This is a genomic window from Caulobacter sp. FWC26, assembly GCF_002742645.2.
Lineage (GTDB): Bacteria > Pseudomonadota > Alphaproteobacteria > Caulobacterales > Caulobacteraceae > Caulobacter.
Window position 1 is genome coordinate 1677571 of the sequence record NZ_CP033875.1, and the last position, 12584, is coordinate 1690154.

General features: G+C 66.2%; 15 protein-coding genes and 1 tRNA gene. 9 read left to right on the forward strand and 7 right to left on the reverse strand.

The annotated features are described in order from the left end of the window. Positions 1-35: 35 nt before the first annotated feature. A complete protein-coding gene (locus CSW63_RS09345; protein WP_062094072.1) occupies positions 36-554 on the reverse strand; it encodes a cytochrome c family protein in 519 nt (172 codons plus the stop codon). A 280-nt stretch (positions 555-834) separates the two neighbouring features. Between CSW63_RS09345 and CSW63_RS09350 the strand changes: the two genes are divergently transcribed. The 3 genes from CSW63_RS09350 to CSW63_RS09360 all read left to right on the forward strand — a co-directional run bounded on the left by CSW63_RS09350 (position 835) and on the right by CSW63_RS09360 (position 2268). Beyond that, the gene (locus CSW63_RS09350) at positions 835-1338 is read left to right on the forward strand and encodes a GcrA family cell cycle regulator (protein WP_062094073.1); all 504 of its coding nucleotides are present in this window, start codon (positions 835-837) and stop codon (positions 1336-1338) included. Positions 1339-1391: 53 nt separating this feature from the next. Next, the gene (locus CSW63_RS09355) at positions 1392-1604 is read left to right on the forward strand and encodes a hypothetical protein (RefSeq protein ID WP_062094074.1); all 213 of its coding nucleotides are present in this window, start codon (positions 1392-1394) and stop codon (positions 1602-1604) included. A 136-nt stretch (positions 1605-1740) separates the two neighbouring features. Beyond that, complete coding sequence (locus tag CSW63_RS09360) at positions 1741-2268, forward strand: MarR family transcriptional regulator (protein ID WP_062094075.1); 528 nt, start codon at positions 1741-1743, stop codon at positions 2266-2268. 121 nt (positions 2269-2389) lie between these two features. On the opposite strand, the gene arfB is transcribed toward CSW63_RS09360, so the two are convergent. The 3 genes from arfB to CSW63_RS09375 all read right to left on the reverse strand — a co-directional run bounded on the left by arfB (position 2390) and on the right by CSW63_RS09375 (position 3387). Continuing rightward, positions 2390-2821: an alternative ribosome rescue aminoacyl-tRNA hydrolase ArfB gene (gene arfB / locus CSW63_RS09365; protein WP_062094076.1), complete on the reverse strand. Its 432-nt coding sequence runs from the start codon at positions 2819-2821 to the stop codon at positions 2390-2392. A gap of 4 nt (positions 2822-2825) precedes the next feature. Further along, complete coding sequence (locus CSW63_RS09370) at positions 2826-3287, reverse strand: YaiI/YqxD family protein (protein ID WP_062094077.1); 462 nt, start codon at positions 3285-3287, stop codon at positions 2826-2828. Between the two features lie 25 nt (positions 3288-3312). Then, positions 3313-3387, reverse strand: a tRNA-Thr gene (locus CSW63_RS09375). Between the two features lie 134 nt (positions 3388-3521). Between CSW63_RS09375 and folD the strand changes: the two genes are divergently transcribed. From folD to CSW63_RS09390, 3 genes are read left to right on the forward strand one after another with little or no spacing between them, the layout of a single operon-like run. Continuing rightward, a complete protein-coding gene (folD, locus tag CSW63_RS09380; RefSeq protein WP_062094078.1) occupies positions 3522-4415 on the forward strand; it encodes a bifunctional methylenetetrahydrofolate dehydrogenase/methenyltetrahydrofolate cyclohydrolase FolD in 894 nt (297 codons plus the stop codon). Next, positions 4415-4774, forward strand: coding sequence for a cytochrome c5 family protein (locus CSW63_RS09385; RefSeq protein WP_062094079.1), 360 nt, complete (start codon positions 4415-4417; stop codon positions 4772-4774). The genes folD and CSW63_RS09385 overlap by 1 nt, the downstream gene beginning before the upstream one ends. 17 nt (positions 4775-4791) lie before the next feature. Beyond that, a complete protein-coding gene (locus CSW63_RS09390) occupies positions 4792-6198 on the forward strand; it encodes a D-arabinono-1,4-lactone oxidase (protein ID WP_062094080.1) in 1407 nt (468 codons plus the stop codon). On the opposite strand, the gene CSW63_RS09395 is transcribed toward CSW63_RS09390, so the two are convergent. The 3 genes from CSW63_RS09395 to CSW63_RS09405 form a co-directional block, all read right to left on the reverse strand. Beyond that, complete coding sequence (locus CSW63_RS09395; RefSeq protein ID WP_062094081.1) at positions 6199-6687, reverse strand: hypothetical protein; 489 nt, start codon at positions 6685-6687, stop codon at positions 6199-6201. Between the two features lie 104 nt (positions 6688-6791). Next, positions 6792-7574 (reverse strand): NAD kinase, encoded by a 783-nt coding sequence (locus tag CSW63_RS09400; RefSeq protein WP_062094082.1) that lies wholly within the window; start codon positions 7572-7574, stop codon positions 6792-6794. Between the two features lie 47 nt (positions 7575-7621). After that, on the reverse strand, positions 7622-8707 hold the full coding sequence (locus tag CSW63_RS09405) for a DUF2336 domain-containing protein (RefSeq protein WP_062094098.1): 1086 nt from the start codon (positions 8705-8707) through the stop codon (positions 7622-7624). A 166-nt stretch (positions 8708-8873) separates the two neighbouring features. Here CSW63_RS09405 and glpK point away from each other — a divergent pair, with 166 nt between their 5' ends. The 3 genes from glpK to CSW63_RS09420 all read left to right on the forward strand — a co-directional run bounded on the left by glpK (position 8874) and on the right by CSW63_RS09420 (position 12581). Then, positions 8874-10364 carry a glycerol kinase GlpK gene (glpK, locus tag CSW63_RS09410; protein WP_062094083.1) on the forward strand — a complete coding sequence of 497 codons (1491 nt, stop codon included), beginning with the start codon at positions 8874-8876 and terminating at the stop codon, positions 10362-10364. A 70-nt stretch (positions 10365-10434) separates the two neighbouring features. After that, positions 10435-11478, forward strand: coding sequence for an SMP-30/gluconolactonase/LRE family protein (locus CSW63_RS09415; RefSeq protein ID WP_062094084.1), 1044 nt, complete (start codon positions 10435-10437; stop codon positions 11476-11478). Next, positions 11385-12581: a Gfo/Idh/MocA family protein gene (locus tag CSW63_RS09420; protein WP_168193736.1), complete on the forward strand. Its 1197-nt coding sequence runs from the start codon at positions 11385-11387 to the stop codon at positions 12579-12581. Before CSW63_RS09415 ends, CSW63_RS09420 begins: the two co-directional genes overlap by 94 nt. The last annotated feature ends 3 nt before the right edge of the window (positions 12582-12584 follow it).

Sequence of the window (12584 nt, forward strand, 5' to 3'; positions counted from 1 at the left end):
CCGGTCGTCGAGGAGCGTGTAATAACGCCGCACGCCTAGTTTGCTGGCGGCTGGTAGCCCGTTTCCACCTTCAGATAGGCGATCAGGTCGATCCGGTCCTTCTCGTTCTTGATGCCGGCGAACGTCATCTTGGTGCCGGGCATGAAGCCTCGGGGATCCGCCAGCCACTTGTCGAGTTGCTGAGCGTCCCAGACGAAGCCCGCAGCCTTCACGGCGTCGGAGTAGCTGTAGCCTTCCTTGGTCCCGGCCTTGCGGCCGAACACGCCGTACAGGTTCGGACCCGTGAGATCGGGGCCGCCTTGAGCGATCGTATGGCAAGACCGGCAGAGCGCGAACTTGCTCTGACCGTTCGACAGGTCGCCCGTGTTGTAGGGGGCGGGGAGGGCGGCGAGCGCGGCGGCCTTCTCTGCGTCGGTCGGCGCCGGAGCGGAGGCCGGGGTGGGCGCGGCCGCCGGCGCATCGGCGGGAGCTTCGCTGGAGCTTCCTCCGTCCTTCGAGCATGCGGAAACGGCTACGCAAAGAGCCGCGACGGCGGCCAGTTTCAACGAGCGCATTGTGATCCTCGACTGACGTTTCGCCGCAGGTTCTGCGACGCCGCGACGCATTCCAAACCCTTATAAAATCTGGTCCGGCGCCTTGTCACGCAGTGATGGTCCTTAAGCGTGGGGGTTACGGCCAGGATGCGACAATTGCTGGTATCCCCGTGATTCTCATGACGAAAAGTGAGCTTGCAAAACGTGGGTCTGCACATAACCGTTTGACGGTCGTTAACCATAAATCTTACCCCTTTCCTCACGGAGCGGGCTGGCTCCGGGCAGGGCTGGAAGCAAGATCATGGACTGGAGCGAAGAACGCACGGCGACCCTGAAGAAGCTGTGGCTGGAGGGACTGAGCGCGAGCCAGGTGGCCCGCCAATTGGGCGGCGTCAGCCGTAGCGCGGTGATCGGAAAGGTGCACCGCCTGGGCATCACCGTCCGCGAAACCCCCGTCCGCCAGCGGGTGTCGACAGCTCGAGCGCCTTCGCGAATTGCCGTCCGTCAGCGCCCGTCTCGTGAGAGCGTTCCGCAACGTATCGCGCCGCGCTTCGAGCGCGTCGAGGAAGACCTGCTGCCGACCTCCGGTATTCTGGGCCTCGGCGCCCATTCGTGCCGGTGGCCGATCGGCCACCCCGAGAACGACGACTTCGGTTTCTGCGGCCGTCCCAAGACGAGCGCGCGGGGTTCGTACTGCGAGCAGCACAGCCAGGGCGCCTTCCGCCGTCTGGGGTCCACCCAGGCCGTCGAGGCCTGGGCCCTGAAGGGTGTGAAGGAAAAGCGCGTGCAGTCCCGCCTGGTCTGAACGCCGCCTGATCGTCTCCCTATCCCTTTCCCTCGACATCGATGAGTCTTCCGATGAACATGGTCCTGATCGAGAACGCCGCCGGCAGCAGCCAAGTGATCACCATTATCGAGGAGTTCGCCGGCCACTCGGTGTCGCGGGACCTCAATCCCGGCGATCACGCCGAAATCCCGGTCACCCAGTTCAAGTCGATCACGGTGCGGGAGACCTATCCCGACGACTGGCTTAGCCGCGGCCTCAGCCGCAACCGCGCCGCGGCGGCCTGAGCTCAGGGCGAGAGAGTTGAACGCCACGACCCCGCGAAGCCTTTCGCGGGGTTTTTTGTTTCCCTGCGGCGCCGACGATTGCATGGGCGTTAACCTTGTGACACACAAAGCGCCGTTTTGCGGGGCGGACATAAAGATGGGCGAGGGGGAAGAGCGCGTAGAGGCCGGGCCTGAGCATGCGCTGCCGTTGTCCAGCTATCTGAGCTACCTGCTCTACCAGACCGAACAGCACCGCCGCGCGGTCGCGGCCGATCTTCTGGCCAAGCATGGGCTGTCCTTCGCCAAATGGGTGGCGATGATTTCGCTGCGGCGCTTCGGGGACCTGTCGATGACTCGGCTGGCCAAGCTGGCGGCCACAGACCGCACCACCCTGACCCGCTCGATCGACAGCCTGATCGCCGACGGCCTTGTGGCGCGAGAAGCCTCGGCGCGTGACCGCCGGATCGTGGTCATCAAGCTGACCGACGCGGGCCGAGCCTTGCTTGAACGCATCCGGGGAGAAATCCGGCCTCTGAACCAGGCGGTCTGCGCCCAGCTGACCACCGAGGAGCAAGCCGCCATGACCCGATACCTGCAGAAGATGCTGGGCGGCCTGATCGTCGAGCCTGACTGGAAGCACGACGTCATCGCCTTCAGCGCGCCCGCACCGCCGGAGACGGCTTGAGGTCACGCCTTAGAGCCTCGCGCGTCAAAACGGGAACGTTTTGACGCGATAACGAGGCTCTAGATCAAATACTTAGAGCGTGCCTCGTGCCGAAATCGGCTCCCGCTTTCGGCGTCACGCTCTAATCGTCGAGCTTCACCCGCCCGCGACCGGACTTCACCGTCGACCGCTTTGATTTTCCCTCCAGCCGCTTGAGCTTGCTGGAGTAGGTGGGCTTGGTCGCCTTGCGGGGCTTGGGTTTTTCGGTTGCGCGGCGGATCAGGTCGATTAGCCGGTCCAGGGCGTCCTGCCGGTTCATCTCCTGCGAGCGCGAGCCCTGCGCGAACAGCACCAGCACCCCGTCCTGGGTCAGGCGGCTGCCGGCCAGGGTCTCCAGCCGCGCCTTAACGTCGTCGGGCAGATAGGGCGAGTTGCGGACGTCGAAGCGCAGCTCGATGGCGGTCGAGGTCTTGTTGACGTGCTGGCCGCCGGGTCCAGAGGCGCGCGCAGCCTTCCAGATGAGGTCGTCCTCGTCGATCCGCAGCCAGGACGTTATCTCGATCATCGCGGGCATGCGATCACCGGGGCGTCGCGCGCTTGGCCTTGACCATAAGCTGGTCCAGCGCCTGCAGGAATCGCGAGCGGTCAGCATTGGCGAAAGCGGCCGGGCCCTTGGTGACCTCGCCCATGGAGCGCAGGTGCTCGCCGATCGAGCGCGAGGCGAGGGCCGAGCCGATCGTGTCGGGACTGAACACGCGTCCGTTCGGGGCCACGGCCGCCCCGCCGGCCTTCAGTACGCGGTCGGCGAGAGGAATGTCATTGGTGACCACCACATCGCCTGGGCCGCAGCGCTCGGCGATCCAGTCGTCGGCCACGTCGGGGCCAGCCTCGACCACCACCTGCTCGATCACCGGCGTCTGGGGCACGCGGATCCAGCTGTTGGACACCACGAAGGTCTTGAAGCCGTGACGGGCGGCGACCTTGTAGCACTCGTCCTTCACGGGGCAGGCGTCGGCGTCGATGAAAAGCGTGGCGACCATCGCGCGAGACCTCGGACGAGGGAAATGGTGCCGGCTGAGGGGATCGAACCCCCGACCTTCGGTTTACAAAACCGCTGCACTACCGCTGTGCTAAGCCGGCTGATCGGCGCGAGGCCGAACGGGGGTCTTCCTTAGCGAGAGGCGTTCGTCTGGGCAATGGGGCGCAATCGCTTGGCGGTGGCGTTGCGAGTCTCGCGCCCAGAGGCTAGGGACGGGCAACGCAGGAGAACCCCCATGGCGCAGGCGAAACTCATCGACGGCAAGGCCTTCGCGGCCGATCTGAGGGCCAAGATCGCCGAGGAGGTCGCCGCCCTGAAGGCTGAGCACGGGATCACCCCCGGCTTGGCGGTGGTGCTGGTTGGCGAGGATCCGGCCAGTCAGGTCTATGTCCGCAACAAGGGCGAGCAGACGACCGCTGCGGGCATGTACTCCGAGACCCACCGCCTGCCGGAGACCACCACGCAGGACGAACTGCTGGCTGTCGTGGCCAAGCTGAACGCCGATCCCAAGATCCATGGGGTGCTCGTACAGTTCCCGGTGCCGCCGCACATCAATCAGATGGACGTCGTGGCCGCGCTCTCGCCGGACAAGGACGTCGACGGCCTGACCGTGACGAACGCCGGGCGGCTCGCCAGCGGCTTGCCGGCCCTGACGCCCTGTACGCCGCTGGGCTGCATGATGCTGCTGAAGGACACGGTCGGCGACCTGAAGGGCAAGAACGCCGTGGTGATCGGCCGCTCGAACCTGATGGGCAAGCCGATGGCCCAGATGCTGCTGGCCGCCGACTGCACCGTCACGATCGCCCACTCGCGCAGCCAGGACCTGCCCTCGATCGTGCGCCAGGCCGACATCGTCGTGGCCGCCGTCGGCCGCGCCGAGATGGTCAAGGCCGACTGGGTCAAGCCGGGCGCTGTGGTCATCGACGTCGGCATCTCGCGCTTCCCAGCCCGCGATCCGGAAGCCGCCGCCGCCGGCAAGACCCGTCTTGTCGGCGATGTCGCGTTCGATGAGGTCAAGGATGTCGCCGGCGCCATCACGCCCGTGCCCGGGGGCGTGGGGCCGATGACGATTGCTTGCTTGCTGGCCAACACGCTGACGGCGGCTAAACGTCTGTCGGGTATCGCCTGATGCGCGCGGCTTTGGTGCTGATCACCGCGGCCCTGGCGCTTTCGGCCTGCGGGTCCAAGGCCCCTCCGCCGCCCACGCCCGAGCAAGCCCTGGCGCTGCGGCCGGCCGACACGCGACTCGCGGGCCTGTACGAGACCTCGTGCCACGCCTGTCACGCCATGCCCGAGAGCGGGGCGCCCATGGTGCATGACCGCGCCGCGTGGGATCCGCGCTGGAAGCAGGGTGAGGCGGTTCTGCTGGACCACACGATCCAGGGCTTCAACGCCATGCCGGCCACCGGTCAATGCGCGACTTGCACGCCGGACGATTTCAAGGCCCTGATACGGTTCATGGCGGGGCGAGACGACTCCGCGACCTAAACACTCGGGGAGGCGGCATGATCTCGCGGCGCGGAGCCTTGATCGCGGGCGGCACAGGCGTGGCGGTGGTCGCTGGCGGCGCAGCGGTCGCTTACGGAGTCGCTACCGGCGATAAGCCAGAGCCGCCCGCGCCCGCTTCGGTCAACGCGCAGGGCAAGCTGCTCTGGCGCAACTGGTCGGGCGTGCAGAACGCCTATCCCGCCGCGCGACTGGCGCCCAAGGACGAGGGCGAGTTGGCCACGGCGCTAAAGGTCGCCCAAGCGCCGATCCGCCCGGTGGGGGCCGGGCATTCGTTCACCGCCCTGGCGCCGACCGACGGAACGCTCGTCTCGCTGGACTCCATGTCGGGTATCGTTGGCTGGGAGGGCGACGAGGCGATCGTTCGTACCGGTACGCGCCTGGGCGCGCTGGGGCCGCTGCTGGCCGAGAAGGGCCGAGCGTTGCCCAACCTGCCGGACATCAACAAGCAGTCGCTGGGTGGCGCGCTGGGGACGGCGACGCACGGCACCGGCATCAAGCTTCCAGCCATGCACGGCGACGTCACGGGGCTGCGGTTGGTTACGCCCTCGGGCAAGATCATCGACGCCGACGCCGCCATGAACCCGGAGGTCTTCCAGGCCGCTCGCGTCTCGCTGGGCGCGCTGGGGGTGATAAGCCAGGTGCGGATGCGGACCAGCGCCAATCGCCGGCTGCGCCGCCGCGTCTGGCTGGAGCCCTTCGAGGAGGCTATGGCCCAGGCGGACAGCCGCTGGGCCCAGCACCGGAACTTCGAGCTCTATGCCGTTCCGTTCACGGGGCTGGCGGTGAACATCAGCCACGACGAGACCGACGATCCGGCCGAGGCGCGCGGACCCGACCAGGATGTCGAGTTCCTGCAGGCCCTGCGCGGGCTTCGGAACCTCTTGGGGTTCGCCACGCCACTGCGTAAGGCGGCCGCCAAGGCGCTGTTGTCCTCGGCCAAGCCCGAGACCGCCGTAGACGAGGGCTGGAAGCTGCTATCGACTGAACGTCCAGTGCGCTTCAACGAGATGGAGTTCCACCTGCCCGTCGAGAACCAGCTCAAGGCGCTGGACGAGGTGGTCCGGGTCATCGAAACCGAACGCCCGGATGTCTTCTTCCCGATCGAGGTGCGGCGTATCGCGGCCGATGACGCCTGGTTGTCACCGTTCAGCGGCGGCCCGCGGGGTTCGGTGGCGGTCCACGCCTACTACCGCGACGACTTCAGCTTCCTGTATCAGCTGATCGAGCCCATCTTCCGCCGCTACGAAGGTCGCCCGCACTGGGGCAAGCTCCATACGCTGCGGGCCGGGCAATTGGAGGCGCTTTATCCGCGCTGGAAAGACTTCCTGGAGGTCCGCCAAGAGCTCGACCCCGAGGCGCGGATGCTAAATCCGTACCTCAAGAGCCTGTTTGGACTAATGTAGTCAGCCGGCGGAGCCGAGATACTCAACCACGCGCGCCTCGAGCTCGGTGCTGAGAGCCTTGCCGACCGGGTGGGTGTCGAGCTTGATGTCGTCGCGCACGCAGGCCTTGATCGCGTCGATATGGGCGTCGACCAGGAACATCGGCGCTTTCAGCCGGGTGTCCGGGTCGTCGATCAGCTTGCAGAGCGAGGCGGCGAGGCGGGTGACCAGGGGGAATTCGTAGGTGGCGCCAAGACCTTTCAGGTCGTGGGCGCGAAGATAGAGCGTTTCGACCGTCTGCGCGGTCAGCCCCTCAGTCTTCACAGCCTGCCGGGCGGCCTCAAGCTTGACGATTTCGTCGTTAAGCCATTGGGCGAAATTGCCAGACAGGCTCTTCAGCGCGGCCTCCGCCTTGGCGATCGCGGCCATGTCGATCCCGCCGCGCCCGCCCACCTTGAGCTTGAGCATGTTCGGCACTTGGATCACCTCGGCGGTGGTCTTATCAGTCACGTTCGCCTCCCCAGCGGCGGTACAGGTTGGGCATGGCTAACATAGCAGGCGTTAACATTAGATGAGACCATGGTTTTATGCGACCCAACGTCTCATCTTCCAAATCATGCCGAGAATTGTTCGGCCAGAACTCTCTCCTCAAGGCTCCGGCCTGCATCAAACAGCATCGCCAGCGATGTGCCGCGATCCTCGGAGATGTGGACCTCCATGACGTCGCGCACCTCGAAGTTGTCGGCCACCGCACTGACCGGCCGCTTGTCGGCCTCGAGGATCTCGAAAGTCACGCGCGCGGATTGGGGAAGCAGGGCGCCGCGCCAGCGGCGGGGGCGGAAGGCGCTGATCGGTGTCAAGGCCAAGACGCGGCCGTCGATCGGAATGATCGGGCCATGGGCTGACAGGTTGTAGGCGGTCGATCCCGCAGGGGTCGCCAGCAAGGCGCCGTCGCAAACGAGTTCGCCCATCCGAACCTTCCCGTCGATCGAGATGCGCAACTTGGCGGTCTGGCGGGTCTGGCGGAGCAGCGAGACCTCGTTGATCGCCAGAGCCCGGTGCTGGGTTCGCCGCGCGTCGATTGCGACCATCGCCAGCGGATGGATAACGGCCCGCTCAGCGGCGTTGATCCGCTCGAGCAGTCCGTCCTCACTGTACTCGTTCATGAGGAAACCGACCGAGCCGCGGTTCATCCCGTAGATCGGCGTCTGGCTCGCGATCGCTTCGTGCAGGCTCTCAAGCATGAAGCCGTCGCCGCCCAGGGCGACGATAACCTGTGCGTTCTCGGCCCCCACATCGCCATAACGCGCTGCAAGACGCTCACGAGCCTCTTGGGCCTCGGGGCGGTCGCTGGACTTGAAAGCCAGGCGAGTCACGAATGGTTGCGGCTGATACATGCGGCCAAGAGGCGGGAAGGCCGAAGCCTTGTCAAACCTGGGTCCTGTCAAACCTGTCCGACGGCCTGCCGGAAGGCCATGCCCGCGATGTCCGGCGTGAACGGGCCAAAGGCGTTGGCCGCACGACGAACGCCTTCTTCGCCGCCCCCCGGTCGGCCACCGTTCAACTGGCGGACATGCTCCAGGATCGTGGGGAAGACACTGCGATCGATGCCAACAGCCGAGCAGGCTAGCGCCAGCAATTCGGGGCGGCTTGAGTCGATCGCGCGGCGGATCTGGTTCGGCTCGAACTTCCCAAGTCGCGCCAGGGCCATGACGAACAGTGGCAGGCGCCCTTCACGAAGAACGCGCAACAGGTAACCCGGTCTGAGCTGTCCGGCCGAATCGAGTTTCTCGATCAGCGATCGCTCCATGTCCTGGCGAGCCTCGTCGATCTCGACGGGATCGGCCGGATCGTCACCGTCGCCCTTGTGCGCCGCCTGCAGCGCCTCACTGACGGCGGCTTGCATCTGCGCGGCGTCCAGATGGAAGCGCGCCGAAAGCGCGTCTCTCAGGGCTCGGCCCACAAGGAGATAGAGCTGCTCGGCCAGGTCGCTGGACAGCTTGGGGTGACGGGCGAGCGGCGAACGTAGCGCCACCACATCTCGCGACCGGTTCACCAGGCGTCGCATTGCGTCGGGCGAAACCTCCGCGCTGTCGTTGGAGGCCAGGGCTGTGAGGACGGCGGGTTCATCCTGCCCGATGATCGCCTCGACCACCGGGGCCTTGAGGTGCGGGCGGCGAGCAATCTCGATCTGGTGCTCCAAGGTGGCCTGCACGAGAAGCCGGATCAGGTCGTGATCCTGAAGCACGGGACTGCGCGCGATGATGGGCCGGGCGATTTCGATCTCGTCCAGCGCCATGATGTTGACCAGGGCCGGCGGCGCCCACTCCGCATCGGCCAGGCGCTCGGACAGGCGTCGCCGGATATCCCGCTCGGCCTCGACCACCAGGGTCATGAAGATGGAGTTCAAGAGCGCCTGGATATCAGGGTGTGTCGGCTCGCCTCGGGCTCGTCCCGCCTCGCAAAGATCGATGATGCCACTGAGCAGGCGTTCGCGATCGTTGGGATCGCGGCTACGCGCCAGCGTCATCAGCGAAGCGATCTCGACGGTCTGAATGGCCCCGCCCCCAACGAATCCGGAAGGTTCGACAAGGATGACCTTGCGGCCCTCAAATGAAAACATGCTTAAACAGGCCAAAGACGCCGACGCGATGACACGCGTCGAGACGTCCCGAGCTTGAGTGGAGGACCCGTCAATGGCGCAAGAACTGATCCTGGCTTTGGACCAAGGCACCACCAGCACGCGCGCCATCCTGTTCGACCGCGCCGGCGTATCGCTCGGCGAGGCGTCGAGGCCCTTGCGCCAGAGCTATCCGGCCGACGGCTGGGTCGAGCACGACGCCGAGGAGATTTACGCCGCGGCAGTCGCCGTATTGCGCGAGGTGAGCGAGGCGTCGGGTCGGGTGGCGGACATCGCCGCGATCGGGATCACCAACCAGCGCGAAACCGTGGTGGTGTGGGACCGCGCGACGGGGCGACCCATCCATCCGGCCATCGTCTGGCAGGATCGGCGCACGGCGGATGTCTGCGCGCGCCTGAAGGCCGACGGCTCTGAGCCGAAGGTCACCGAGGTGACCGGACTGCTGCTGGACCCCTATTTCTCTGCGACCAAGATCGCCTGGATTCTCGACAAGGTCCCGGGCGCCCGCGCTCGCGCCGAGGCTGGCGAGTTGCTGTGCGGGACCATGGACTGCTGGGTTATCTGGCGGCTGACCGGCGGCGCCGTCCATGCGACCGACGCCACCAACGCCTCGCGAACCCTGCTGTTTGATATCGGCGCACAGGCCTGGTCCCCAGAGATGATGGCGTTGTTCGACGTCCCCTCGGCGATGCTGCCGAAGGTGCTGGACTGTGTGGACGACTATGGCGCGACGCGGGCCGACATCCTGGGGCGCGAGGTTCAGATCCGGGGCGTGGCGGGCGATCAGCAGGCCGCGCTAATGGGGCAGGGGTGCGTCGCCCCCGGCCAGATGAAGGCCACCTATGGCACCGGCTGCTTCATGCTGATCAATACCGGCGCCGAGCGTCCGGTGTCTCGCGCTCGGCTATTGACCACGGTCGCAGCGCGGGTTGGCGGCAAAACGACCTACGCCCTGGAGGGATCGATCTTCGTGGCCGGCGCGGCGATCCAGTGGCTGGGCGAGGGGCTGGGGATCACCGGTGGCCCCCGCGCGGCCGAGGCCCTGGCGCGGGCAGCCAAGCCGGATCACGCGGTGGTGGTCGTTCCAGCGTTCACGGGTCTTGGCGCGCCTTGGTGGGACGCCGAGGCGCGCGGCGGAATCTTCGGCCTGACCCGCGACGCGGGCTTGCCTGAGATCGCAGCGGCGACTTTCGACGCCTGTGCGCTGCAGAGCCGGGACCTGATCGAAGCCATGCGCGCCGACGCCCCTTCGGCCTTTGGCGAGGCCGCGCAACTGCGCATCGACGGCGGTATGTCGAAAAGCGCCTGGTTCTCGCAGCGGCTCGCCGATCTGACCGGGCTTTCGGTGCGGCGGGCCAGCTATCAGGAAACGACCGCCCTGGGCGCGGCGTTGTTCGCCGGTGTTGGCGCGGGGCTCTACGGATCCATCGAGGAGGCGGCCGAGGCCAGCCCCGCCGCCGAAACCTTGGCGCCAGCCTTGGCCGAACATGCGCGGGAAGCCGCTTACGCCCGTTGGCTAGACGCGGTGCCGCGCGTGCGACTTTAGTCGATCGCTGGTTGCGGTGACATCGCTGTCATGGTCTCTAATCCGCAAACAATGACAAGCGGAGGCCGCCATGACCACTCGACGCGCCATGCTGGGCGCGGGTGTCGCTCTGATCGCGGGAGCGCATTCGACGAAGGTCAAGGCTGAAGCGGCGCCCTATCCGAGGATCGGCCAGATCCGCCGCCTATCGTCCAAACTGGATGCGGTGCTTGATGTGACCGCGCCGATTGAGAAACTGACCGATGGGATAATGTGGGCGGAGGGCCCGGCGTGGGTCGCGAGCGGCGGCTATCTGCTGTTCTCAGACGTACCTGGCAATGTGATGCACCGTTGGGACCCCAAAACCGGCAAGACCGACTTCCTAAGACCGTCCGGCTATGATGGTCCGCCCACCAAAATCTTCCGCGAGGCCGGCACCAACGGCGCGATCATCAGCACGGCGGGAGAGCTGCTGGTCTGCGACTGCGGCAACCGCGCGGTGGCGCGGATCGACCTTGTGACCCGCAAGAAGACGCTGTTGGCCACGACCTTCAACGGCAAGAAACTCAATAGTCCCAACGATCTGGTCGAGGTTCTTCGCGGGCCGCTGAAGGGCTCGCTCTACTTTACCGATCCGCCCTATGGATTGGAGGGGATGGACGCCTCGCCGGCCAAGGAGCAGACTGTCAACGGCGTCTACCTGCTGCGTCCGAACGGCGAGGTGGCGCTGGTCGACGGTTCGCTCAGCTTCCCCAACGGGGTGGGCCTGTCGCCCGATGGCCGGCGCCTGTACGTCGCCATTTCCGATCCCAAGCGTCCGGTGATCATGGCCTATGACCTGGGCGCCGATGGACTTCCGACCGCTTCACGGGTGTTCTTCGACGCCTCGGACCTGCTCAAGGCTGGTGGGCCTGGCCTGCCGGACGGGATGAAGATCGATGCTGTGGGGCGACTCTTCGCCAGCGGTCCGGGCGGCATCATGATTCTGACGCCCGACGCCAAGCTGCTGGGCGTGATCGAGACCGGCTTCCCCGCCGCCAACTGCGCTTTTGGCGAGGACGGGCGCACCCTGTTCATCACCTCCAACCACATCGTGGCGCGTGTGCGCACCAAGACCCAAGGCCTGGGAGGCTAATCATGGACGCGATCAGCAAGCGCACGTTCTTGGGAGCAGGCCTGGCGACCGGCGTCGCCGCTCTGCCGCTCGGGGCCTTCGCCGCCGAGCCCGGCCGCAAGCTTGGCTATGCGATCCTGGGTCTCGGCTACTACGCCACCCGGATCATCATGCCGCGCTTCGCCGAGTGCGAGCACTCGCGCCTGGCGGCTCTCGTCAGCGGCACGCCCGAAAAACTGAAGACCTACGGCGAGCAGTACGGGGTCCCCGAGACCCACCGCTACAGTTACGAGACCTTCGACCGGATCATCGACAATCCTGACGTCGACATTGTCTATGTGATCACGCCCAACAGCCTGCATCGCCCCTTCACCGAGCGGGCCGCCAGGGCCGGCAAGCACGTGATGTGCGAGAAGCCGATGGCCAACACGGTTGCCGATTGCGAGGCGATGATCGCCGCCTGCAACAAGGCCGGTCGCCAGTTGATGATCGGCTATCGCAGCCGCTTCCAGGCGCACAACATCGAGGCGATTAAGCTGGTGCGGGACGGCGCGCTGGGAAAAGTTCGCACCGTTGTCGCCGATCACGGTTTCACGATCGGCGACCCGAAGCAGTGGCGTCTGAACAGGGCGCTGGCTGGCGGCGGCAGCTTGATGGACATCGGTATCTACAGCCTGAACGCCGCCCGTTATCTGACGGGTGAGGAGCCCGTGGCGGTCAACGCCATGGAGTCCACCGATCGGTCCGACCCGCGCTTCCGGGAGGTCGAGGACATCATCAATTTCCAGCTCCTCTTCCCGTCGGGCGCGACAGCCAACGGCGTGTCGGCCTACAGCGTCAACTGCAACCGCTATCGGGTCAGCGGACCCAAGGGCTGGGTCGAGATCGATCCGGCGACCAGCTACCAGGGCCAGGCCATGCGGGCCCAGCTGGGCGCTCCGCCCGCGCCGCTCGAACCGGCGCGCCAGTCCAAGAACCAGTTCTCGGCGCAGCTGGATCACCTATCCGAATGCATCCTGACCGGCCGCGAACCGATTGTCGGGGGTGAGGAGGGCCTCAAGGATCTTCGGGTGATCGAGGCGATCTACCGCGCCGCGCGCGAAGGTCGGACGGTGAAGCTGTGAGGG

What these genes read in the sequence shown, in the direction of transcription:
- CSW63_RS09350 (WP_062094073.1), top strand. Translation starts at nt 835, where the DNA reads ATGGACTGGAGCGAAGAACGCACGGCGACCCTGAAGAAGCTGTGGCTG.
- CSW63_RS09355 (WP_062094074.1), top strand. Translation starts at nt 1,392, where the DNA reads ATGAACATGGTCCTGATCGAGAACGCCGCCGGCAGCAGCCAAGTGATC.
- CSW63_RS09360 (WP_062094075.1), top strand. Translation starts at nt 1,741, where the DNA reads ATGGGCGAGGGGGAAGAGCGCGTAGAGGCCGGGCCTGAGCATGCGCTG.
- folD (WP_062094078.1), top strand. Translation starts at nt 3,522, where the DNA reads ATGGCGCAGGCGAAACTCATCGACGGCAAGGCCTTCGCGGCCGATCTG.
- CSW63_RS09385 (WP_062094079.1), top strand. Translation starts at nt 4,415, where the DNA reads ATGCGCGCGGCTTTGGTGCTGATCACCGCGGCCCTGGCGCTTTCGGCC.
- CSW63_RS09415 (WP_062094084.1), top strand. Translation starts at nt 10,435, where the DNA reads ATGACCACTCGACGCGCCATGCTGGGCGCGGGTGTCGCTCTGATCGCG.
- CSW63_RS09405 (WP_062094098.1), bottom strand. Translation starts at nt 8,707, where the DNA reads ATGACGCTGGCGCGTAGCCGCGATCCCAACGATCGCGAACGCCTGCTC.
- CSW63_RS09370 (WP_062094077.1), bottom strand. Translation starts at nt 3,287, where the DNA reads ATGGTCGCCACGCTTTTCATCGACGCCGACGCCTGCCCCGTGAAGGAC.
- CSW63_RS09345 (WP_062094072.1), bottom strand. Translation starts at nt 554, where the DNA reads ATGCGCTCGTTGAAACTGGCCGCCGTCGCGGCTCTTTGCGTAGCCGTT.
- CSW63_RS09390 (WP_062094080.1), top strand. Translation starts at nt 4,792, where the DNA reads ATGATCTCGCGGCGCGGAGCCTTGATCGCGGGCGGCACAGGCGTGGCG.
- arfB (WP_062094076.1), bottom strand. Translation starts at nt 2,821, where the DNA reads ATGCCCGCGATGATCGAGATAACGTCCTGGCTGCGGATCGACGAGGAC.
- CSW63_RS09400 (WP_062094082.1), bottom strand. Translation starts at nt 7,574, where the DNA reads ATGTATCAGCCGCAACCATTCGTGACTCGCCTGGCTTTCAAGTCCAGC.
- glpK (WP_062094083.1), top strand. Translation starts at nt 8,874, where the DNA reads ATGGCGCAAGAACTGATCCTGGCTTTGGACCAAGGCACCACCAGCACG.